The organism is Citrobacter sp. LJND-P06 (assembly GCF_058188415.1).
The window spans coordinates 2769007-2788831 of the sequence record NZ_CP187317.1 but is presented as its reverse complement, the minus strand read 5'-3'; the positions used below and the strand labels follow the sequence as shown (position 1 = coordinate 2788831).

Annotated in this window: 25 protein-coding genes; 13 read left to right on the top strand and 12 right to left on the bottom strand. The window is 54.4% G+C overall.

Annotated features, from left to right (window positions below; genetic code table 11):
• Nucleotides 1-40: 40 nt before the first annotated feature.
• The 9 genes from ACO7SM_RS13395 to mdtH all read right to left on the bottom strand — a co-directional run bounded on the left by ACO7SM_RS13395 (nucleotide 41) and on the right by mdtH (nucleotide 6774).
• Nucleotides 41-616: a YceI family protein gene (locus ACO7SM_RS13395; protein WP_490467946.1), complete on the bottom strand. Its 576-nt coding sequence runs from the start codon at nucleotides 614-616 to the stop codon at nucleotides 41-43.
• Nucleotides 613-1185 (bottom strand): cytochrome b, encoded by a 573-nt coding sequence (locus ACO7SM_RS13390; protein ID WP_490467945.1) that lies wholly within the window; start codon nucleotides 1183-1185, stop codon nucleotides 613-615. The genes ACO7SM_RS13395 and ACO7SM_RS13390 overlap by 4 nt, the downstream gene beginning before the upstream one ends.
• Before the next feature lie 262 nt (nucleotides 1186-1447).
• Entirely contained in the window at nucleotides 1448-1561 is a 114-nt protein-coding gene (locus ACO7SM_RS13385; protein ID WP_162380555.1) for a YceO family protein, read from the bottom strand.
• 52 nt (nucleotides 1562-1613) lie between these two features.
• Nucleotides 1614-2732 carry an N-methyl-L-tryptophan oxidase gene (gene solA / locus ACO7SM_RS13380; protein WP_490467944.1) on the bottom strand — a complete coding sequence of 373 codons (1119 nt, stop codon included), beginning with the start codon at nucleotides 2730-2732 and terminating at the stop codon, nucleotides 1614-1616.
• A 113-nt stretch (nucleotides 2733-2845) separates the two neighbouring features.
• On the bottom strand, nucleotides 2846-3100 hold the full coding sequence (gene bssS, locus ACO7SM_RS13375) for a biofilm formation regulator BssS (RefSeq protein WP_490467943.1): 255 nt from the start codon (nucleotides 3098-3100) through the stop codon (nucleotides 2846-2848).
• Between the two features lie 289 nt (nucleotides 3101-3389).
• On the bottom strand, nucleotides 3390-3635 hold the full coding sequence (dinI, locus tag ACO7SM_RS13370; protein ID WP_203358182.1) for a DNA damage-inducible protein I: 246 nt from the start codon (nucleotides 3633-3635) through the stop codon (nucleotides 3390-3392).
• 75 nt (nucleotides 3636-3710) lie between these two features.
• The gene (pyrC, locus tag ACO7SM_RS13365; protein ID WP_490467942.1) at nucleotides 3711-4757 is read right to left on the bottom strand and encodes a dihydroorotase; all 1047 of its coding nucleotides are present in this window, start codon (nucleotides 4755-4757) and stop codon (nucleotides 3711-3713) included.
• A 104-nt stretch (nucleotides 4758-4861) separates the two neighbouring features.
• On the bottom strand, nucleotides 4862-5422 hold the full coding sequence (locus tag ACO7SM_RS13360) for a lipoprotein (protein WP_490467941.1): 561 nt from the start codon (nucleotides 5420-5422) through the stop codon (nucleotides 4862-4864).
• 143 nt (nucleotides 5423-5565) lie between these two features.
• A complete protein-coding gene (gene mdtH / locus ACO7SM_RS13355) occupies nucleotides 5566-6774 on the bottom strand; it encodes a multidrug efflux MFS transporter MdtH (protein ID WP_490467940.1) in 1209 nt (402 codons plus the stop codon).
• A 235-nt stretch (nucleotides 6775-7009) separates the two neighbouring features.
• Between mdtH and rimJ the strand changes: the two genes are divergently transcribed.
• The 4 genes from rimJ to murJ all read left to right on the top strand — a co-directional run bounded on the left by rimJ (nucleotide 7010) and on the right by murJ (nucleotide 10902).
• Nucleotides 7010-7594, top strand: coding sequence for a ribosomal protein S5-alanine N-acetyltransferase (rimJ, locus tag ACO7SM_RS13350; RefSeq protein WP_490467939.1), 585 nt, complete (start codon nucleotides 7010-7012; stop codon nucleotides 7592-7594).
• 26 nt (nucleotides 7595-7620) lie between these two features.
• Nucleotides 7621-8274: a YceH family protein gene (locus ACO7SM_RS13345; RefSeq protein ID WP_490467938.1), complete on the top strand. Its 654-nt coding sequence runs from the start codon at nucleotides 7621-7623 to the stop codon at nucleotides 8272-8274.
• A 1-nt stretch (nucleotide 8275) separates the two neighbouring features.
• On the top strand, nucleotides 8276-9199 hold the full coding sequence (locus ACO7SM_RS13340; protein ID WP_490467937.1) for a Gfo/Idh/MocA family protein: 924 nt from the start codon (nucleotides 8276-8278) through the stop codon (nucleotides 9197-9199).
• Nucleotides 9200-9366: 167 nt separating this feature from the next.
• Nucleotides 9367-10902, top strand: coding sequence for a murein biosynthesis integral membrane protein MurJ (gene murJ, locus ACO7SM_RS13335; RefSeq protein ID WP_490467936.1), 1536 nt, complete (start codon nucleotides 9367-9369; stop codon nucleotides 10900-10902).
• Nucleotides 10903-10988: 86 nt separating this feature from the next.
• Here the strand turns inward: murJ and flgN are convergent, their stop codons facing one another.
• The 3 genes from flgN to flgA all read right to left on the bottom strand — a co-directional run bounded on the left by flgN (nucleotide 10989) and on the right by flgA (nucleotide 12464).
• On the bottom strand, nucleotides 10989-11411 hold the full coding sequence (gene flgN, locus ACO7SM_RS13330; protein ID WP_490467935.1) for a flagella biosynthesis chaperone FlgN: 423 nt from the start codon (nucleotides 11409-11411) through the stop codon (nucleotides 10989-10991).
• A gap of 4 nt (nucleotides 11412-11415) precedes the next feature.
• Nucleotides 11416-11709 carry a flagellar biosynthesis anti-sigma factor FlgM gene (gene flgM, locus ACO7SM_RS13325; protein WP_203358174.1) on the bottom strand — a complete coding sequence of 98 codons (294 nt, stop codon included), beginning with the start codon at nucleotides 11707-11709 and terminating at the stop codon, nucleotides 11416-11418.
• A 95-nt stretch (nucleotides 11710-11804) separates the two neighbouring features.
• Complete coding sequence (gene flgA, locus ACO7SM_RS13320) at nucleotides 11805-12464, bottom strand: flagellar basal body P-ring formation chaperone FlgA (protein WP_490467934.1); 660 nt, start codon at nucleotides 12462-12464, stop codon at nucleotides 11805-11807.
• A gap of 158 nt (nucleotides 12465-12622) precedes the next feature.
• On the opposite strand from flgA, the gene flgB reads away from it, so the two are divergent.
• Genes flgB through flgJ form a run of 9 tightly spaced genes read left to right on the top strand, consistent with a single transcriptional unit; the run spans nucleotide 12623 to nucleotide 19823 of the window.
• A complete protein-coding gene (flgB, locus tag ACO7SM_RS13315; protein WP_271444555.1) occupies nucleotides 12623-13039 on the top strand; it encodes a flagellar basal body rod protein FlgB in 417 nt (138 codons plus the stop codon).
• A 3-nt stretch (nucleotides 13040-13042) separates the two neighbouring features.
• Nucleotides 13043-13447, top strand: a complete 405-nt coding sequence (gene flgC / locus ACO7SM_RS13310) for a flagellar basal body rod protein FlgC (RefSeq protein WP_490467933.1) — start codon at nucleotides 13043-13045, stop codon at nucleotides 13445-13447.
• A gap of 11 nt (nucleotides 13448-13458) precedes the next feature.
• Nucleotides 13459-14157 carry a flagellar hook assembly protein FlgD gene (gene flgD / locus ACO7SM_RS13305; RefSeq protein ID WP_490467932.1) on the top strand — a complete coding sequence of 233 codons (699 nt, stop codon included), beginning with the start codon at nucleotides 13459-13461 and terminating at the stop codon, nucleotides 14155-14157.
• 26 nt (nucleotides 14158-14183) lie between these two features.
• On the top strand, nucleotides 14184-15437 hold the full coding sequence (flgE, locus tag ACO7SM_RS13300; protein ID WP_490467931.1) for a flagellar hook protein FlgE: 1254 nt from the start codon (nucleotides 14184-14186) through the stop codon (nucleotides 15435-15437).
• 20 nt (nucleotides 15438-15457) lie between these two features.
• A complete protein-coding gene (locus tag ACO7SM_RS13295; RefSeq protein ID WP_490467930.1) occupies nucleotides 15458-16213 on the top strand; it encodes a flagellar basal body rod protein FlgF in 756 nt (251 codons plus the stop codon).
• A gap of 13 nt (nucleotides 16214-16226) precedes the next feature.
• Nucleotides 16227-17009 carry a flagellar basal-body rod protein FlgG gene (gene flgG, locus ACO7SM_RS13290; protein WP_162378993.1) on the top strand — a complete coding sequence of 261 codons (783 nt, stop codon included), beginning with the start codon at nucleotides 16227-16229 and terminating at the stop codon, nucleotides 17007-17009.
• Nucleotides 17010-17064: 55 nt separating this feature from the next.
• Nucleotides 17065-17763, top strand: a complete 699-nt coding sequence (gene flgH, locus ACO7SM_RS13285; protein ID WP_162378992.1) for a flagellar basal body L-ring protein FlgH — start codon at nucleotides 17065-17067, stop codon at nucleotides 17761-17763.
• 51 nt (nucleotides 17764-17814) lie between these two features.
• Nucleotides 17815-18873: a flagellar basal body P-ring protein FlgI gene (gene flgI, locus ACO7SM_RS13280; protein WP_490470949.1), complete on the top strand. Its 1059-nt coding sequence runs from the start codon at nucleotides 17815-17817 to the stop codon at nucleotides 18871-18873.
• A complete protein-coding gene (gene flgJ / locus ACO7SM_RS13275; protein WP_490467929.1) occupies nucleotides 18873-19823 on the top strand; it encodes a flagellar assembly peptidoglycan hydrolase FlgJ in 951 nt (316 codons plus the stop codon). The genes flgI and flgJ overlap by 1 nt, the downstream gene beginning before the upstream one ends.
• Nucleotides 19824-19825: the final 2 nt, after the last annotated feature.

Below are 19825 nucleotides of genomic sequence, written 5' to 3'. Positions count from 1 at the left end.
ATGCCCGATAAGCGAAGCGCCATCGGGCATCACGCCTCTTTTACTTCTGCTGAACGCCTTCGACCGAGATAATCAAATCGACTTCCTGGGACGCCGGGCCGAGATCGGTAGTGATGTTGAAGTCCTTCAGCTTAATTTTTCCTTCCGCTTCAAAGCCTGCGCGTTTTCCACCCCAGGGATCATCACCCTGACCTATCAGTTTCGCTTCCAGTGTTACCGGTTTGGTCACGCCGTTGAGCGTCAGGTTGCCGGTGATATCCAGCTCATCGCCGTCTTTCTTCACACTGGTAGAGGTGAAGGTCGCCTGTGGGAATTTTGCGACGTTGAGGAAGTCGGCGCTACGCAGATGCTTGTCACGTTCAGCGTGGTGGGTATCAACGCTATTGGTGTTAATCGTCACATTGACTTTATCCGCGGCCGGATTTTTTTCATCGAAGGTGAATGTTCCGTCGAAATCTTTAAAAGAGCCGTATAACCAACTGTAACCCAGATGCTGGATGCGGAAGTTAACGAAGGCATGTTGCCCCGCTTTATCAATCTTATAGTCTGCAGCAACGGCAGTACCGGCGGTGAACAACAACGAGGCGAGAGTGATTCCCAGCAGGCTTTTTTTCATTTTTGAACTCCATAGTCAGATGACGACTTTCCCAACATGCGATTCAGGGTGTCGTCTTTATCGATGAAATGATGTTTGAGGGCCATCAGCCCGTGTAGCAGAGACAAAATCACAACGCCCCAGGCAAGCCACAGGTGCAGACTTCCGGCAAGATCGGCCTGTGCGCCGGCATCGGCAAGGGTGGCCGGGATGTCAAACCAGCCAAACACGCTAATCGGCTCGCCGTCTGCGGTGGAGATCAGATAACCGCTGACCACGATGCTAAACAGCAGAGCATACAAGGTGATATGTCCAAGCGTTGCACCGAGGCGCGTCAGGCGTGAGTAGCTTTTCAGGGCCGCGGGGGGCGGCGAGATAAACCGCCAGATAACCCGGATGACCAGTCCCATCATCAGCAGGATCCCGATGCTTTTATGCAGCTCCGGCGCCTGATGGTACCAGCCGTCGTAATAGCTAAGCGTTACCATCCACAGACCCAATGCGAACATGCCATAGACTACGACGGCTATCAGCCAGTGCAGCGCAGCAGAAATCACGCCATAGCGTTGTGGGGTATTAGTGAATTGCATAGACACACCAATGAATATCTCAAGAGTGAATGAAAATGGCGTGTTGAAGGAATTATTGCAACCAAAAAATAACAATATGAATGATATTTATTTTTGTTTCAATAAATTTGATTTAATCTGAATTTCAACATCAGAACTTTCGAGAGACTGTGCGAAAATTCTCATTGTTTGTGCGGGTTAGTGGGCTTTGCAGTTATTCAAATTATCTAAACTAAATTTAGAGAAATATCAATTTTTGTCAATTTACGTCAATGGTTTCAGCTTAGAAAAACAGGATATAAATAACGTCCATAATGGCCAGCAGCGACCACAAAATAACGTAAAGCATAAAGTGTTCGCGAATATTGTTGACCAGATAATGAAATAAACGAAGCACAGGCGGAAACCCCTTAAAAAGAAATGGCCTCCATACCGAGGCCATTAAGTCATTATTCCGTAAAGCGTGAAAGTCGAAATGGCGTTAGATCAAAGGCAGACGGTTTATCCTGCGCAAAATCAGCCGCAATCTCTCCCAGTACAGAGGCAAACTTGAAACCATGACCGCTGAGTCCGGTGATAATCAGCGTATTCTCGTGCCCTGGCAGGGTGTCGATAATAAAATCTTCATCAGGGGAGTTGTCGTACGTGCAGGAAGCACCGTGCAGACAACAGCCAACGCCCGGCAGAATGGTGCGCAGGAATGGGAAGGCTTCTGAACCATCGCTGGCGACGGCAGCAAACGGTTTACGCTCTTGCGGGGCGTGAATCAACTGGCCGCCATTATGCTTACCGATTTTCAGTTCGTCATTTTCGCCAGGAAAACCGTAATACTGATCGCCATTCGGTAATTCGCCGGTAAATGCCGGGAAGTTATTTTTGATACTGTAGCGACCATCCGCCTGATACCACGCGAACACTTTGCGCACCGGTTGGATAGGCAGTTCGGGGAGCAGGGACTGAACCCAGGTACCGGCGCTGATCAGCGCTTTCTTCGCGTGATATTCCCCGTCGGCGGTCACCACCGTCACGCCGTCATCATGATGATGAATGGCAGAGACAGGGCAGTTAAAGAGTTGCGCGCAGCCGGCTTCTTCTGCGAGGCGAACCCAGGTTTTAATGGCTAATTCACTACGCAGAAACCCGGAATCTGCTTCAAATAACCCGATGTAGTTCTCCGGCACGCGCAGCTCAGGCCAGCGGGCCATCATCGCGGCGGCGTCCAGTTGCTCGACGTTCAACTGCCACTGTTGCGCGCTCTGCGCCACATTGGCCAGAAAGGTGGAATCGGAAGGGCCGAAATTGATAACCCCTGAGCGTACAAAGATGGGATCTTCATTGTGCGTTGACAGTTCGTCCCACAGCGCTTGCGCCCGCAGCACCAGCGGAACGTATTTTTCGCCTTCACCATAGGCGTGGCGAATTAATCGGGTGTCGCCGTGGTGGCTACCCTGCTGATGTGGCGGCATGTGCGCATCGGTCATCAGCACGTTTAAGCCAGCACGCGTGGCGTAATATCCGGCGGCCGCGCCAACGGAACCGCTGCCAATAATGATTAAATCGTAGTTCATCAGCTTCTCTCTGCTATCGCGATAAATGCAGGGTAAATAACTGACCGGCGTTATTCAACCAGGAATTAAAAAAGGCACCGTGAAGGTGCCTTTGAGAGGAGGTTCTCGTCAGGTTAATGACGACGATACTCATTAACCTGGTAATCGCCAGATTCAATTTTGGCGATGCCTGCTTCTAAAATCGAAATAAATTGTCTGGCAACATCAGTGGTTAACCAGAGCGTCTGACCAACTTCAGTTCCTTCCGGGTCAGGGCGATTCGGGGTCTGGTAGTGCAAACGCAGCATCAGCGCATCATAGCTATCAACGGTGCTGATGTCCCACCCTACAAGCGGGTGAGTCTGAATGACTTCATTATTCTTTTCCATCATGCCCCCTAATACGTGTTACTAGACAACGGTTTTCGAGGTTCAATGCGTGTTTTATCTGAAGCAACTTCAGTATATCAATAAATAAGGGTATTCACTGAAAATTTAAAGAGGGGGCAGCATAAATTTCTGCTTTTTAAGAATTAGATGAACAATAAAACAGCATGTAGTTCATGCTTTATTTGCATATTGTGCATTTAAGTTGAGGAAGAGATTAAAAACCGAACAGTTGTGTAAATAAAAAAAGCCGGGGCGACCCGGCAAAATGAAGATTACTGCATATCATTTTTTATTCGTTGATAAACCAGTCATCTGCGCTTTCCCACGTTTCTTGCAGAATTTCGCTGATGCGCGCTTTATCTTCTTTTGTCGCGCCAATGACCGACAAATTGTTAGCGGCGGCATAACGGACAGTGACGTTGCCTTCGTTATCCGGAAAATAGTGGTGAATACGACGGGAGAGTTCACCGGCCAGCGCGTCTATCGCGCCAGCAGGTAAAGGAGAAGTTTTGGCAATAGTGACTTCAATACGCATAATGGCCCCCTGTTGAATATACTGGATATTTATACAGTCAAAGTAGTCCAGTGACAACAGTTGGCCACACTTTTTTTATTTTTTTACCGACCAGCGTACCGTTTCGCCACCCAGGAAAGGCACCAGCGTATCGTCTGTCAGGGCGATGCTTTCCGGGATGTGTTGCTCTTCGCGTACCAGTTCAATGTAAGTATCGTTGACGGGCAAACCATAGAACTGAGGGCCGTTCAGTGAGCAAAATGCTTCAAAGTGTTGTAACGCATTCATCTCCTCAAAGACGGTCGCATAGCTGCCGAGCGCCGTTGGGGCGTTAAAGCAGCCCGCGCAGCCACAACTGCTCTCTTTACGATGACGCGCGTGCGGCGCCGAGTCTGTTCCCAGGAAGGCACGGTGACAACCGCTGGCAACCAGTTCACGCAATGCCTGCTGGTGGACATTGCGTTTGAGGATCGGCAAACAGAACAGGTGCGGGCGAATGCCGCCGACCAGCATGTGGTTGCGGTTAAACATCAAATGTTGGGGCGTAATCGTTGCCGCCAGCAGCTCGTTGCCGTCGCGAACATACTCTGCCGCGTCTTTGGTCGTGATGTGCTCGAAGACCACTTTGAGCGACGTCAGGCGTTGGCGCAATGGCTCCATGACGCTGTCGATAAAGCGAGCCTCACGATCGAAGATGTCGATCTCCGCATGAGTGACTTCGCCGTGAACCAGCAGCGGCATCCCCAGTTTTTCCATGCGCTCAAGAACGGGCATGATAGCGTCGGTGGACGTTACTCCGTGGCTTGAGTTGGTGGTGGCATTGGCCGGGTAGAGTTTTGCGGCGGTGAAAACGCCTTCATGGAATCCGCGTTCAAGTTCATTGGGATCCAGGCTGTCCGTGAGATAGCAGGTCATCAACGGTGTGAAATCATGTCCTTGCGGTACCGCATCAAGAATACGCTGGCGGTACGCGATGGCCGCGTCAACGGTGGTGACGGGCGGCGCCAGGTTAGGCATCACGATCGCGCGACCATAGGTTTCACTGGTGTAGGGCACGACGGTTTTTAACATGTCGCCATCGCGAAGGTGAACGTGCCAGTCGTCTGGGCGGCGGATCTTTAAAACCTGGGATGGTGCTGTCATTAATATGCTCCGGCTGAGGGATGGTCTTTTTGCCGGAAACAAAGGATATGCGGAATCGTTTTCGTTTGCACGAAAAAAAAGGGCGCTAATGCGCCCCCGGAATGTTAATTGGTGAACGGGATGACAATTTCACCCGGTTTCACCTCAATCCCTTTGGCATATTTTTTCGCTAACGCTTCGCCTTCGCTGCTGTCTTCCCGCAGAACATAGGCCGGTTGCTGATTAAAATAATTGCGCAGCGACTGGTTGAGATACGGCATCAGCGTTTGTAATACCGACTGCATTTTCTCCGGCGTGACCGTGACGTCCACCACTTCCATCTCTTGCAGGAAAATAGCGCCTTTCTCTTTGTTAAAGACCGGCAACGCTTTCAACTTCAGTTTCATGGTGGCTTTTTGGTCGCCAAACAATGAGCTCATATCGAGATTCGCATCGCCGGTAAGCGTCACTTTATTGGGCTCTTCCCGACCGATCTGGCTGCTCAGGTTGGAGAGCACAATATGCGCGTCGGCAACGCCGGGTAAGCCAATATCTTTGGAAAAGTTATTCCGTTTCTCCAGTGCCTGGTTAATCTCTTGTTCACTGATCGTGTACTGTGTGAGTTGATTACAGCCAACCAACAGGCCGCTAACCAATAACGCAGCGGCAAAAAAAATCTTTTTCATGGGGTTCCTCAACATGATGCCCGTGTTGTAATCCTGACACAAAGCAGCATGTGGCACCAGCACGCAACGCGCCAGCAGAAAAAACTGAAATAACGGCCGTCCGATGCAACCGCCGTTTTTTTCAGCAGCGAACCGGGCATCTATCAGGCTCCCGGCTCCAGCATTCCGTTCGGGGTGCGTTTATGGCTAAATTGCCATCCCAATGCCAGAAAGGTGATAACGCCGATAATCGCCAGCATGACCCAGGGCAGTTCAGGTTGATCCATGATTTTGCCCATATCGAACAACCAGCCGCCGCCGATATAGCCAATCGCGCCGCCAATGGCGAGCCCAAGACGGCTAAAGCCCATATAGCTGCCGCGCGCCCGCGCATCTGAAAGTGACGCGCTGAGCGTTTCACGGGCGGGTTCCGCAATAATTGAACCGATGTAGAAAATGCAAATCAGCGTGAAGAGTTGCTGCAAATCACTCACCAGTCCAATCGGCAGCATACTGAGCGACATGAATAACAGGCCAGCCATCAACCGGTGTTCGAGACGGAAACGTTTTTCACTCCACCGCGCAATGGGGTAGAGAAGGGTCAGGGACAGGCAGGCTTCAATGGCGTACATCCATTTCACGGCGGCCGGAGATCCTGCGATATCATTGACCATGATGGGTAGCATTAGCATTACCTGAACGGCCAGCATGTAATATCCCGCCAGCGTCAGAACATAGGTGACAAACCGTTTGTCCCGCATCACGCGCCCCATCCCTTCACGGACGGGGGTACGCACGGTGGAAAGCTTCCAGGCCGGGAGTAGCCAGGCGTTGAACGCGGCGCAGAGAATAAACAGCACCGCGCCGGTCGCGCAGACCAGGCGAAAATCGTACTGCAACAGCCAACTGCCCAGTAAGGCGCCAATCACCGCGCCTGCGCTGTCCTGCATCATAAGCAATGAGAAGAAGCGTCCACGCTGTTCCGGGCGGATCAGTTTGACCACCAGCGCGGAGCGTGGCGGATCAAACAGTGTGCCGCCCAGACCGGAAAGGAAGCAGGAAAACCACAACAGCCAGGGATCCTGGGCAATGCCCATGGTGGCGAATCCGGCAGCGCGCATCAGCATACCGGTGACGATCATCGGTTTGGCGCCAAAGCGGTCGGCGATGGCCCCGCCAAATATCCCCAACCCTTGTTGAATAAACTGGCGCAGGCCGAGCGCAATCCCCACCATGACGGCGGCCCATCCCATTTGATCGACGAATCGTATGGAAATCAGCGGGAACACCACAAAAAAGCCCAACACCACCAGCATATTATCGATGAGCAGGAAATATTTACCCAGGTTCCTCGCCTGCGAGACGCGCGACATTTCCCCTCCCGGGAAAAAAAGATGTGCGCCTACTATTCTGCGGTGTTACCGGGGCTTTTCCCACCCTCGCGGGGACAATATTTTTTTATCAAGAGTCCGTCTTGATAGAGAGATTTCATCAAAATGTGTGAATAATCGAAAAAATGGCGATTTGCACTTTTCACAGAGTGCGTGGCCGCAGGTATAGTAACGTTATCAGGGGTGTGAAGACGTTACGGGAAGGAGTGTGTATAGAATGTTTGGCTATCGCAGTAACGTGCCAAAAGTGCGCTTAACAACCGACCGTCTGGTCGTGCGTTTAGTGCATGAGCGTGATGCCTGGCGTCTGGCAGATTATTACGCAGAAAATCGTCATTTTTTAAAACCCTGGGAACCCATCCGCGATGAAAGTCACTGCTTTCCGTCGGGCTGGCAGACGCGGCTGAGCATGATCGCTGAGTTTCATAAACAGGGTACGGCATTCTATTTTGCGCTGCTCGATCCGGACGAAAAAGAAATTATTGGCGTGGCGAATTTTTCCAACGTGGTTCGCGGTTCGTTTCACGCGTGCTATCTGGGCTATTCCATTGCGCAGAAGTGGCAGGGTAAGGGGCTGATGTTCGAAGCCTTAAGCTCGGCAATTCGTTATATGCAACGCACGCAACACATGCACCGGATTATGGCAAATTATATGCCGCACAATAAACGTAGCGGCGATTTACTGGCGCGACTCGGTTTTGAAAAAGAAGGGTACGCAAAAGATTACCTGTTGATTGATGGGCAATGGCGCGATCACGTGCTGACGGCGTTGACAACATCTGAATGGACCCCCGGACGTTAATCCTCTGGACGCGATGGAGAAAGACAATGAAATATGAATTAACCGCCACTGAAGCGCGAGTGATTGGCTGTCTGCTTGAAAAACAGGTGACGACGCCTGAACAATATCCTCTGTCGGTGAACGGCGTGGTGGTGGCCTGTAATCAAAAAACCAACCGTGAACCGGTGATGAACTTATCGGAGCATGAGGTTCAGCAACAGCTCGATAACCTGGTCAAACGCCATTTTCTGCGCACGGTAAGCGGGTTTGGCAATCGCGTCACCAAGTATGAGCAACGCTTTTGCAACTCCGAATTTGGCAATTTAAAGTTGAGTTCGGGTGAAGTCGCCGTCGTGACCACGCTGCTCCTGCGCGGCGCGCAAACGCCGGGTGAACTGCGCAGCCGTGCCTCCCGTATGTATGAATTCAGCGATATGGCAGAAGTGGAAGCCACGCTGGAGAAACTGGCCTCCCGGGAAGATGGCCCGTATGTGGTGCGTCTGGCGCGTGAACCGGGTAAGCGTGAAAGTCGCTATATGCATCTGTTTTGCGGCGAGGTGGATGAACAGGTTGCCCCGGCGGATGAACCGCAGGTGCAGGCGGGGTCTGCCAGTCTGCACGCCCGCGTAGAGGCGCTGGAAAGTGAAGTGGCGGAGCTGAAACAGCGGCTCGACTCGTTGCTGGCGCATCTGGGAGACTAAGGTGAAAAAATTGCGGATTGGCGTGGTAGGGCTGGGCGGGATCGCGCAAAAAGCCTGGCTGCCGGTGCTGGGAACCTCCGGCGACTGGACGCTACAGGGCGCCTGGTCCCCCTCGCGGGACAAAGCATTACGTATTTGCGAAAGCTGGCGGATACCTTACGCCGACTCGCTGGTGAATCTGGCCTCAACCTGTGACGCTGTGTTTGTTCACTCCAGCACCGCCACCCACTACCCGGTGGTCAGCGAATTACTCAATGCCGGGGTACACGTTTGTGTCGACAAACCGCTGGCGGAAAATCTGCGTGATGCCGAGCGGCTGGTCGAACTGGCGGCCCGCAAAAAACTGACGCTGATGGTCGGGTTTAACCGGCGGTTTGCGCCGCTGTACCGCGATTTAAAGGCACAACTCGCAACGGCGACCTCTTTACGCATGGATAAACACCGCACTGACAGCGTAGGGCCACACGATCTGCGTTTTACGCTGCTCGATGATTATCTGCACGTGGTCGACACGGCGCTGTGGCTGGCGGGGGGCGCATCACAACTGAAAAGCGGCACGCTGCTGACCACGGAGGCGGGGGAAATGCTGTACGCCGAGCACCATTTTGCGACGGAACGGATGCAAATCACCACCAGTATGCATCGACGTGCCGGGAGTCAGCGTGAATCCGTACAGGCGGTGACCGACGGGGGTGTTTATGACGTCACAGACATGCGTGAATGGCGTGAAGAGCGTGGGCAGGGCGTGGTGCATAAACCGCTCCCCGGCTGGCAAACCACCTTAGAGCAGCGTGGATTTGCCGGGTGCGCACGTCATTTTATTGAATGCGTGGAAAATCAGACGGTTCCGGAAACCGCCGGTGAACAGGCGATTCTGGCGCAGCGCGTGGTGGAGAAACTGTGGCGTGATGCGATCAGTGAATAGGGTGACGGTTTTTTCAGGCGCTCAGAAAACACAGGGTCTGCAGACCCTGTAACATCTGGCGGTAGTAATTCATCTTAATCCAGGTAGACTATACCCCACTTGATATTACGCCTCTTCCAACGCCTGCTTTGCAGGCGTTTTGCCGTTGAGTCTGGAATTAAACATAGATGAATTTATTAAAATCACTGGCTGCCGTTAGCTCGATGACCATGTTTTCACGTGTGCTCGGTTTTGCGCGTGACGCTATTGTCGCCAGAATTTTTGGTGCCGGGATGGCCACCGATGCCTTCTTTGTGGCATTCAAACTACCCAACCTGTTGCGCCGAATCTTTGCCGAAGGGGCATTTTCCCAGGCGTTTGTGCCGATTCTGGCGGAATATAAAAGCAAACAGGGTGAAGACGCGACCCGGGTTTTTGTTGCCTATGTTTCTGGCTTGCTGACCCTTGCGCTGGCGGTAGTGACCGTGGCGGGTATGCTTGCCGCGCCGTGGGTGATTATGGTCACCGCCCCAGGGTTTGCGAATACGGCAGATAAATTCGCCCTCACCACCCAACTGCTGCAAATTACCTTTCCTTATATCTTGCTTATCTCGCTCGCGTCATTAGCCGGGGCAATCCTCAATACATGGAACCGTTTTTCGATTCCGGCGTTTGCGCCCACCTTTCTGAACGTCAGCATGATCGGCTTCGCGCTGTTTGCGGCGCCGTATTTTGACCCGCCGGTTTTAGCGCTGGCCTGGGCGGTAACGGTTGGCGGTGTTTTACAACTGGTTTATCAACTGCCGCATTTGAAGAAAATCGGCATGCTGGTATTGCCGCGTATTAATTTCCGCGATGCGGGCTCGATGCGTGTGGTGAAACAGATGGGGCCGGCGATCCTCGGGGTCTCCGTAAGCCAGATCTCGCTTATCATCAACACCATTTTCGCCTCGTTTCTGGCGTCCGGTTCGGTCTCCTGGATGTATTACGCTGACCGACTGATGGAATTTCCGTCCGGCGTACTGGGCGTGGCGCTCGGGACGATTCTGCTGCCATCGCTGTCGAAAAGCTTCGCCAGCGGCAATCACGATGAATACAACCGCCTGATGGACTGGGGTTTGCGCCTCTGCTTCCTGCTGGCGTTGCCGAGCGCGGTGGCGCTGGGCATTCTGTCGAAGCCGCTGATCGTATCGCTGTTCCAGTACGGTAAATTCACCGCGATGGATGCGGCGATGACGCAACGGGCGCTGGTGGCCTATTCGGTCGGTTTGATCGGCTTAATTGTGGTGAAAGTGCTGGCGCCCGGATTCTATTCGCGCCAGGACATCAAAACGCCGGTCAAAATTGCCATCGTGACGTTGATTATGACGCAGCTAATGAACCTGGCGTTTATTGGACCGTTGAAACATGCGGGGTTGTCGCTGTCCATTGGTCTGGCGGCGTGTCTGAATGCGTCTCTGCTGTACTGGCAGCTACGTAAGCAAAAGATTTTCACCCCTCAACCGGGCTGGATGTGGTTCCTGACTCGTCTGGTGATTTCCGTGCTGGTGATGTCAGCGGTGTTGGTCGGCATGTTGTCTATTATGCCGGAGTGGTCGCAAGGAACCATGCTGTGGCGGCTGTTACGCTTAATGGCGGTCGTGGTGGCGGGTATCGCGGCCTATTTTGCAGCGCTTGCCATTCTCGGATTTAAAGTGAAAGAGTTTGTTCGCCGGACGGCGTAACAAGTGAAATGATGCCTGATGGCGCAACGCTTATCAGGCCCACATCCCCCAAAGACCGGATTAGGCGGAACGCCGCCAACCGGCCATCAGATAGAGATTTTTTTACCGCCGCGCAGGGAAGAGGATGTCTGACCGTTGGCGCTATACAGCGCCGGTTCCTGATGGGGTTTGAGCACGTCAAGCGCCTGCTGATTGCGGGCGATTTGCCCTTCCAGCAGCCAGCCGTTGTGTCGGTTTTGGTCGCGAAGGTGCTGCGTTTTCTCAGTAATAACCTGCCAGCGCTCGGCAAAATCATCATTCGCGCTTTTCTGCACCGCTTGTTCATGACGACGCTGTTGTTCCAGATAATCCAGGGTAGCCAGCAACGAGCTTTTTTCTTCTGTGATACGTTGTAATTGGCTACCGTTAATCTGACCCGCAGATAAGTGCTGCTGCTCGGCATCCATCACCGTTTTCAGGTCATTGAGGACGGCCGTCATATGATCCAGTATTTCTGACAGACGAGTCATACGTTTATTTACTCTGCAGGTAGCTCTGTGTTTCACGGATCAACGCGTCGGCAATTTTGCCGGTGTCCATTTTGAGTTCACCGTTACGAATCGCTGTTTTCAGTGCTTCGACGCGTTCCATATTGATATCGCTGGAACCTGGCTGCATCAGCTTCGCCTGAGCATCGCTTAACGTCACACTGGCACTCTTCGTCGTCGATGTTTTTTCCTGACGCGTTTTTTGTACCTGCGTGTCGCCGGTGTCGCGCGGTTGGACAGTGCTAACGGGTTTCAAAGGTGAGGTACGGTCAATGCTCATGTTATTTTCCTCATCGAGGGGTTGCGTTGTAGCGACCAGCTATCATCATTTTGTTGATTATTCATATCGGCAGCGACAACAAAATCTTTAACGTATTATAGATTAATAAGAATATTCCCATCAGGGTCGACGGTTCCATTGACCACCTGACCTGACAGCATGCGCACACGCGCATTTTGCGCAACGGCGGCATTGTTCAATGCCTGACCTTCCGCATTGACGCTAAATCCATCGCCGCTGGCGACCACCACCACGCGCTGACCGGCTTTGATTCGCCAGGCCTGGCGCAACTGGGTGAGCTGTACAGGCTGGCCGGGCGCCAGATCGCGCAAACTGACGGCATCCTGAATCTGATTGATATCCAGCACCGTGCGCGGCGGCAACTGATCCAGACGTCCGCGTTTTAGCGTCACGCTTGCTGGGCCCAGTTTTCCGCCCCGGGCGACGGGAACGGCGGCCACGACATAATTGCCGGTCGCCTGGACGTTAACCTGCAGGTAACGTTTTTCATTGCCGCAGCGCGCCAGCACGTTCACATTACCCCATAATTTTGCACTGCCCGGCACACTCAGCGCCGGTTGCTCACACTGTGCCGGTAACGTGGGCGATGTGCGAAGGGTGACGACCACCTCATCGCTAAATCCCACCAGCCGCACCGAAAACCAGTCAGTTAGCTGCGCATTCAGCTCTTGTGCCATCGACAACGGGCTGAAGAGCAGCGCCATCACAGCGATTCCCCGTTTTAACGTTTGCATCGTCATCTCCCGCCTGTGGTAAGCAATGGCAGGATTCTACCTGTGTGCCACCGTCATCAACGCAACAAATAGCGACGCATTTTGCGTTTATTCCGGCGATAACGCGCGCGTGATGGGATTTAAGCTGTCGGCTGAATTTTGTCATTTGCGGGGGAGATATGCTCGACAAGCTCGATGCCGCCTTACGTTTTCAACAAGAAGCGCTCAATTTGCGTGCCCAACGTCAGGAGGTGCTGGCGGCGAATATCGCCAACGCTGATACGCCGGGGTATCAGGCGCGAGACATGGATTTTGCCAGTGAACTCAAAAAAGTGATGGCGCAAGGACGGGCCGAAACCAGCGGTGTTTCACTGGCGCTGACCTCTGCACAACACATTCCGGCCCAGACGCTGGCGTCTCCCTCTGCGGATCTTCTCTACCGTATTCCAGACCAGCCTTCTCTCGATGGTAACACCGTCGATATGGACAGAGAGCGTACGCAGTTTGCCGATAACAGTCTGAAATACCAGATGGGGCTCACCCTAATGAGCAGCCAAATCAAAGGCATGATGAACGTGCTACAGGGAGGAAATTAATCCGTGGCGCTGTTAAACATTTTCGATATTGCGGGCTCGGCGCTGACGGCGCAGTCCAAGCGGCTCAACGTCGCCGCCAGTAACCTGGCGAACGCCGACAGCGTGACCGGGCCAGACGGTCAGCCGTACCGCGCAAAACAGGTCGTTTTTCAGGTTGATGCCGCACCCGGTGCGGCGACGGGCGGTGTGAAGGTGGCGGATGTCATTGAAAGCCAGGCGCCAGACAAACTGGTGTTTGAACCCGGCAACCCGCTGGCCGATGCCAATGGCTACGTCAGGATGCCGAATGTGGATACGGTTGGCGAGATGGTGAACACCATGTCGGCGTCGCGCAGCTATCAGGCAAACGTCGAAGTACTCAACACCGTGAAGAGCATGATGCTTAAAACGCTGACACTTGGCCAGTAAAGGAGGCGCGTATGTCTATTGCCGTCAATATGAATGACCCGACGAACGCGGGCGTCAAATCTGCCAGTAGCGGCAGTTCGTTAACCGGAAGCAATTCCGCCGATCTGCAAAACAGTTTCCTGACCTTGCTGGTGGCGCAGTTGAAAAACCAGGATCCAACGAACCCGATGGAAAACAACGAACTGACCTCGCAGTTGGCGCAGATCAGTACCGTCAGCGGAATCGAAAAATTGAACACCACGCTGGGGGCGATTTCAGGGCAGATCGACAACAGTCAGTCGATGCAGGCCAGCACCCTGATTGGTCACGGGGTGATGATTCCGGGCACCACCATTTTGGCGGGCAAAGGAACCGAAGAAGAGGCCATCACCACCACCACGCCGTTTGGCGTTGAGCTACAGCAACCTGCCGATAAAGTCACCGCCACGATCACCGATAAAGACGGCAAAGTGATTCGCACCATTGATATCGGTGGACTGAAGGCGGGCGTTCACACCTTTACCTGGGACGGGACGCTGACCGACGGCACCACCGCGCCGAACGGTTCCTACAACGTGGCAATCACCGCCAGCAACGGCAGTACGCAACTGGTCGCACAGCCTTTGCAGTTTGCCATGGTACAGGGCGTTATCCGCAACAACGGCGGTAACACGCTGGATTTAGGGACTTACGGAACCACCACACTCGACGAAGTACGGCAGATCATCTAAGCCTTCACACTTATCAGGAGTAAGACATGGCCTTTTCTCAAGCGGTCAGCGGCCTGAACGCTGCAGCCACCAACCTCGATGTCATTGGTAATAACATCGCCAACTCCGCCACCTACGGGTTTAAATCCGGGTCGGCCTCATTTGCCGATATGTTTGCCGGTTCCAAAGTAGGGCTGGGCGTTAAAGTGGCGGGGATCACCCAGGACTTTACCGATGGCACCACCACCAACACCGGCCGTGGCCTGGACGTCGCCATCAGCCAGAACGGTTTTTTCCGGATGGTGGACAGCAACGGATCTGTTTTTTATAGCCGTAACGGCCAGTTTAAGCTCGACGAAAATCGCAACCTGGTCAACATGCAGGGTCTGCAACTGACCGGTTATCCGGCCACCGGCACACCGCCGACGATCCAACAGGGCGCGAATCCGGCACCGATTACCATCCCCAATACGCTGATGGCGGCAAAAACCACCACCTCCGCGTCCATGCAGATAAACCTGAACTCGACCGACAAAGTACCGACCAAAACGCCATTCAGCCCAGGCGATGCGGATTCCTACAACAAAAAAGGCACCGTCACGGTATTCGACAGCCAGGGTAATGCCCATGACATGAACGTCTTCTATGTCAAAAATTCCGACAATACCTGGGAAGTTCATACTCAGGATTCGACGACCGGCGAAGCCGCGAAATCGGCGGGTTTTATGCGCTTTGATGAAAATGGCGTGTTCCAGGGGGTGAGCGCGACGGCGACAGAAGCCGTTCCTGTTCCTCCGGCAACCCCGTGGCCAACGCAGATCAACGTCGCCACCGGCGTGGTGAACGGCGCTCAGCCTGCCAATTTCTCCCTCAGTTTCCTGAACTCCATGCAGCAAAACACCGGCGAGAGCAACATCGTTGCCACCAACCAGAACGGCTACAAGCCGGGCGATCTGGTGAGCTATCAGATTAATGATGATGGCACCGTGGTGGGTAACTACTCCAACGAGCAGAAACAGGTTCTGGGGCAAATCGTACTGGCTAACTTCGCCAATAACGAAGGGCTGGCCTCGCAGGGGGATAACGTCTGGGCCGCTACACAATCTTCGGGTGTTGCACTGCTGGGAACGGCGGGTACCGGTAACTTCGGTAAGTTGACCAACGGCGCGCTGGAAGCCTCTAACGTCGATCTGAGTAAAGAACTGGTGAACATGATTGTCGCCCAGCGTAACTATCAGTCTAACGCGCAGACCATCAAGACCCAGGATCAGATCCTCAACACGCTGGTCAACCTGCGCTAAGCGCCTGACAGGATGGCTTAATGGATCACGCAATTTATACCGCCATGGGGGCGGCCAGTCAGACGCTGAATCAACAGGCGGTGACGGCCAGCAACCTGGCCAATGCCTCAACGCCGGGCTTTCGTGCGCAGCTCACTGCGCTGCGCGCGGTGCCGGTTGAAGGGCTTTCGTTACCGACGCGTACCCTGGTCACGGCCTCTACTCCGGGGGCCGATATGACGCCCGGGCAGATGGATTACACCTCACGCCCGCTGGATGTCGCGCTGCAACAGGACGGCTGGCTGGCCGTACAAACCGCCGACGGCAGCGAAGGGTATACCCGAAACGGCAGTATTCAGGTGAGTCCGACCGGTGAACTGACGATTCAGGGGCACCCGGTGATTGGCGAAGCGGGGCCGATCGCCGTGCCGGAAGGCTCAGAAATTACCATCGCGGCGGATGGCACCATTTCGGCGCTGAATCCTGGCGATCCGCCGAATACGGTGGCACCGGTGGGGCGTCTGAAACTGGTCAAGGCGATGGGCAATGAAGTGCAGCGCGGCGACGACGGCATGTTCCGTCTGACCGCGGCGACACAGGCGACCCGTGGCACGGCGCTACAGGCCGACCCGTCCATTCGTATCATGTCAGGCGTCCTGGAGGGCAGTAACGTCAGTGCCGTCTCCGCCATGAGCGACATGATCGCCAGCGCCCGTCGTTTTGAAATGCAGATGAAAGTGATCAGCAGCGTTGATGACAACGCAGGCCGCGCTAACCAACTGCTGTCGATGAGTTAATACAGGACATTTTATGATCAGTTCATTATGGATCGCCAAAACCGGTCTTGACGCCCAGCAAACCAATATGGATGTGATTGCCAACAATCTGGCAAACGTCAGCACCAATGGTTTTAAGCGTCAGCGCGCGGTGTTTGAAGATCTGCTTTACCAGACGATTCGCCAGCCTGGCGCCCAGTCTTCAGAGCAAACAACATTACCCTCCGGCCTGCAAATCGGTACCGGTGTTCGTCCTGTCGCCACGGAACGTCTGCACAGCCAGGGCAACTTGTCTCAGACCAACAACAGCAAAGACGTCGCCATCAAAGGGCAGGGCTTTTTCCAGGTCATGCTGCCGGATGGCACGTCGGCCTACACCCGTGATGGTTCATTCCAGGTCGATCAAAATGGTCAACTGGTGACGGCGGGCGGTTTTCAGGTTCAGCCTGCGATCACGATTCCTGCGAACTCACTTAGCATCACCATCGGCCGTGACGGCGTGGTGAGCGTGACGCAGCAGGGGCAGGCGGCACCCGTTCAGGTGGGCCAGTTGAACCTGACCACCTTTATGAATGACACCGGTCTGGAAAGCATCGGCGAGAACCTGTACACCGAAACGCAATCCTCGGGCGCGCCAAACGAAAGCACGCCGGGTTTGAACGGTGCGGGTCTGCTGTATCAGGGCTATGTCGAAACCTCCAACGTGAACGTCGCGGAAGAGCTGGTGAATATGATCCAGGTTCAGCGCGCTTACGAAATCAACAGTAAAGCGGTGTCGACGACCGATCAGATGCTGCAGAAACTGACGCAACTCTAACGTGTTGGCCGGCGGGGGAAACCTCGCCGGCACACTGATTTTGAAGATGAAGGCAATGCGAAAATACGCGCTTCACCCTTACCCGATGATGGCCCTGCTGGTGGTTTCACTGACAGGATGCGCCTGGATCCCCGCCACGCCGCTGGTGCAGGGCGCGACGACGGCACAACCCATACCTGGCCCGACGCAGGTGGCGAATGGCTCCATCTTTCAGTCTGCACAACCGGTGAATTACGGCTATCAGCCGCTATTCGAAGACCGACGCCCGCGTAACATTGGCGATACCTTGACGATTGTCTTGCAGGAAAACGTCAGCGCCAGCAAAAGCTCCTCAGCCAATGCCAGCCGCGATGGCAAAACGAATTTTGGCTTCGACACCGTTCCTCGCTATCTGGAAGGATTATTCGGGAACGCGCGTGCAGACGTAGACGCATCCGGCGGAAACTCTTTCAATGGCAAAGGCGGCGCGAACGCCAGCAACACCTTTAGCGGCACGCTGACGGTTACCGTCGATCAGGTGCTGGTGAATGGCAATTTACATGTGGTGGGTGAAAAACAGATAGCCATCAACCAGGGCACTGAATTCATCCGCTTCTCCGGGGTCGTGAATCCACGCACGATCAGCGGCAGCAATAGCGTTCCGTCAACGCAGGTTGCGGATGCACGCATAGAGTATGTCGGTAACGGCTACATAAACGAAGCGCAGAATATGGGTTGGTTGCAGCGTTTCTTCCTTAACTTGTCGCCGATGTAAGCGAGGTTTCCTGTGTTTAAATCTTTTATTGGCGTCGTCCTGTTGCTGGCGATGAGCTTCGCACATGCCGATCGTATCCGCGATTTGACCAGCGTTCAGGGCGTGCGGGAAAACGCGCTGATTGGCTATGGACTGGTGGTCGGGCTGGACGGTACGGGCGACCAGACCACGCAAACCCCGTTCACGACGCAAACGCTCAATAACATGCTCTCTCAGTTGGGCATTACCGTCCCGACCGGGACGAACATGCAGTTGAAAAATGTGGCGGCGGTCATGGTCACCGCCAGTTTCCCGGCGTTTGGTCGCCAGGGGCAGACCGTCGATGTGGTGGTTTCTTCGATGGGCAACGCCAAAAGTCTGCGTGGCGGGACACTGCTAATGACCCCGCTGAAAGGGGTCGATAGTCAGGTCTACGCGCTGGCGCAGGGGAATATTCTGGTCGGTGGCGCCGGGGCGTCTGCCGGAGGCAGCAGCGTCCAGGTGAACCAACTGAATGGCGGGCGTATTACCAATGGCGCAGTGATTGAGCGCGAACTCCCGAGCCAGTTTGGCGCTGGTAATACCCTCAATCTGCAACTCAACAATGAAGATTTCACCCTGGCGCAGCAGATAACCGACACCATCAACCGTTCCCGGGGTTTTGGCAGCGCGACGGCGCTGGATGCGCGTACGATCCAGGTGCGGGTGCCGAGCGGCAACAGTTCTCAGGTGCGTTTCCTCGCCGATATTCAGAATATGGAAGTGAACGTCACGCCGCAGGACGCGAAAGTGGTGATCAACTCGCGGACAGGCTCCGTGGTGATGAACCGCGAAGTGACGCTGGACAGTTGTGCTGTCGCGCAGGGCAACCTGTCAGTGACGGTCAATCGCCAGGCGAATGTCAGCCAGCCGGATACGCCGTTTGGCGGTGGGCAAACGGTCGTCACGCCGCAAACGCAGATCGACCTGCGCCAGAGCGGGGGTTCACTGCAAAGCGTGCGCTCCAGCGCTAACCTGAACAACGTGGTGCGGGCGCTTAACGCCCTGGGCGCGACGCCGATGGATTTGATGTCCATTTTGCAATCGATGCAAAGTGCAGGGTGCTTACGGGCGAAACTGGAAATTATCTGATGATTGGAGAAAGCAAACTGCTGGCCAGCGCAGCCTGGGATGCCCAGTCGCTCAACGATCTGAAGGCCAAAGCCGGGCAGGATCCGGCGGCGAACCTCCGCCCGGTCGCCCGCCAGGTGGAGGGGATGTTTGTGCAGATGATGTTGAAAAGTATGCGGGAAGCGCTGCCGAAAGATGGCGTGTTTAGCAGCGATTCGACACGCCTGTATACCAGCATGTACGACCAGCAAATTGCGCAACAGATGACGGCAGGTAAAGGTCTGGGGTTGGCGGAGATGATGGTCAAACAAATGACCGAAGGGCAGGCTCAGCCTGCCGATGACGCGCCACAGATACCGATGAAGTTCTCACTGGAAACGGTGACCAGCTATCAAAATCAGGCGTTGACGCAACGGGTGCGCAAAGCGATACCGCAAATGCCCGAGAGCCACGATGAACCGCTCTCGGGCGACAGCAAAGCGTTTCTGGCTCAGCTTTCGCTCCCCGCGCGTCTGGCAAGCGAGCAGAGCGGCGTCCCGCATCACCTGATTCTGGCGCAGGCGGCGCTGGAATCCGGGTGGGGGCAACGGCAAATTCGTCGTGAAAATGGAGCGCCCAGTTTTAATATTTTTGGGGTTAAGGCTTCGGGAAGCTGGAAGGGCCCCACCACGGAAATCACCACCACGGAATTTGAAAACGGTGAGGAGAAAAAAGTGAAGGCCCGGTTCCGCGTCTACAGCTCGTATCTGGAAGCGCTGTCGGATTATGTTGGGCTGTTGACCCGTAACCCGCGCTACGCGGGCGTGACGTCAGCATCCAGTGCAGAGCAGGGCGCACAGGCCTTGCAAAATGCGGGATACGCCACTGACCCGCACTATGCGCGCAAACTCACCAGCATGATCCAACAACTGAAGTCGATGAGCGAAAAAGTGAATAAAACGTACAGCACGAATCTCGACAATCTCTTCTAAAT

What these genes read in the sequence shown, in the direction of transcription:
- flgJ (WP_490467929.1), top strand. Translation starts at nt 18,873, where the DNA reads ATGATTGGAGAAAGCAAACTGCTGGCCAGCGCAGCCTGGGATGCCCAG.
- flgD (WP_490467932.1), top strand. Translation starts at nt 13,459, where the DNA reads ATGTCTATTGCCGTCAATATGAATGACCCGACGAACGCGGGCGTCAAA.
- pyrC (WP_490467942.1), bottom strand. Translation starts at nt 4,757, where the DNA reads ATGACAGCACCATCCCAGGTTTTAAAGATCCGCCGCCCAGACGACTGG.
- ACO7SM_RS13345 (WP_490467938.1), top strand. Translation starts at nt 7,621, where the DNA reads ATGAAATATGAATTAACCGCCACTGAAGCGCGAGTGATTGGCTGTCTG.
- ACO7SM_RS13360 (WP_490467941.1), bottom strand. Translation starts at nt 5,422, where the DNA reads ATGAAAAAGATTTTTTTTGCCGCTGCGTTATTGGTTAGCGGCCTGTTG.
- solA (WP_490467944.1), bottom strand. Translation starts at nt 2,732, where the DNA reads ATGAACTACGATTTAATCATTATTGGCAGCGGTTCCGTTGGCGCGGCC.
- flgG (WP_162378993.1), top strand. Translation starts at nt 16,227, where the DNA reads ATGATCAGTTCATTATGGATCGCCAAAACCGGTCTTGACGCCCAGCAA.
- rimJ (WP_490467939.1), top strand. Translation starts at nt 7,010, where the DNA reads ATGTTTGGCTATCGCAGTAACGTGCCAAAAGTGCGCTTAACAACCGAC.
- flgE (WP_490467931.1), top strand. Translation starts at nt 14,184, where the DNA reads ATGGCCTTTTCTCAAGCGGTCAGCGGCCTGAACGCTGCAGCCACCAAC.
- mdtH (WP_490467940.1), bottom strand. Translation starts at nt 6,774, where the DNA reads ATGTCGCGCGTCTCGCAGGCGAGGAACCTGGGTAAATATTTCCTGCTC.
- flgH (WP_162378992.1), top strand. Translation starts at nt 17,065, where the DNA reads ATGCGAAAATACGCGCTTCACCCTTACCCGATGATGGCCCTGCTGGTG.
- ACO7SM_RS13395 (WP_490467946.1), bottom strand. Translation starts at nt 616, where the DNA reads ATGAAAAAAAGCCTGCTGGGAATCACTCTCGCCTCGTTGTTGTTCACC.
- flgM (WP_203358174.1), bottom strand. Translation starts at nt 11,709, where the DNA reads ATGAGCATTGACCGTACCTCACCTTTGAAACCCGTTAGCACTGTCCAA.
- flgA (WP_490467934.1), bottom strand. Translation starts at nt 12,464, where the DNA reads ATGCAAACGTTAAAACGGGGAATCGCTGTGATGGCGCTGCTCTTCAGC.
- flgI (WP_490470949.1), top strand. Translation starts at nt 17,815, where the DNA reads ATGAGCTTCGCACATGCCGATCGTATCCGCGATTTGACCAGCGTTCAG.
- ACO7SM_RS13295 (WP_490467930.1), top strand. Translation starts at nt 15,458, where the DNA reads ATGGATCACGCAATTTATACCGCCATGGGGGCGGCCAGTCAGACGCTG.
- dinI (WP_203358182.1), bottom strand. Translation starts at nt 3,635, where the DNA reads ATGCGTATTGAAGTCACTATTGCCAAAACTTCTCCTTTACCTGCTGGC.
- murJ (WP_490467936.1), top strand. Translation starts at nt 9,367, where the DNA reads ATGAATTTATTAAAATCACTGGCTGCCGTTAGCTCGATGACCATGTTT.
- ACO7SM_RS13390 (WP_490467945.1), bottom strand. Translation starts at nt 1,185, where the DNA reads ATGCAATTCACTAATACCCCACAACGCTATGGCGTGATTTCTGCTGCG.
- flgN (WP_490467935.1), bottom strand. Translation starts at nt 11,411, where the DNA reads ATGACTCGTCTGTCAGAAATACTGGATCATATGACGGCCGTCCTCAAT.
- bssS (WP_490467943.1), bottom strand. Translation starts at nt 3,100, where the DNA reads ATGGAAAAGAATAATGAAGTCATTCAGACTCACCCGCTTGTAGGGTGG.
- flgB (WP_271444555.1), top strand. Translation starts at nt 12,623, where the DNA reads ATGCTCGACAAGCTCGATGCCGCCTTACGTTTTCAACAAGAAGCGCTC.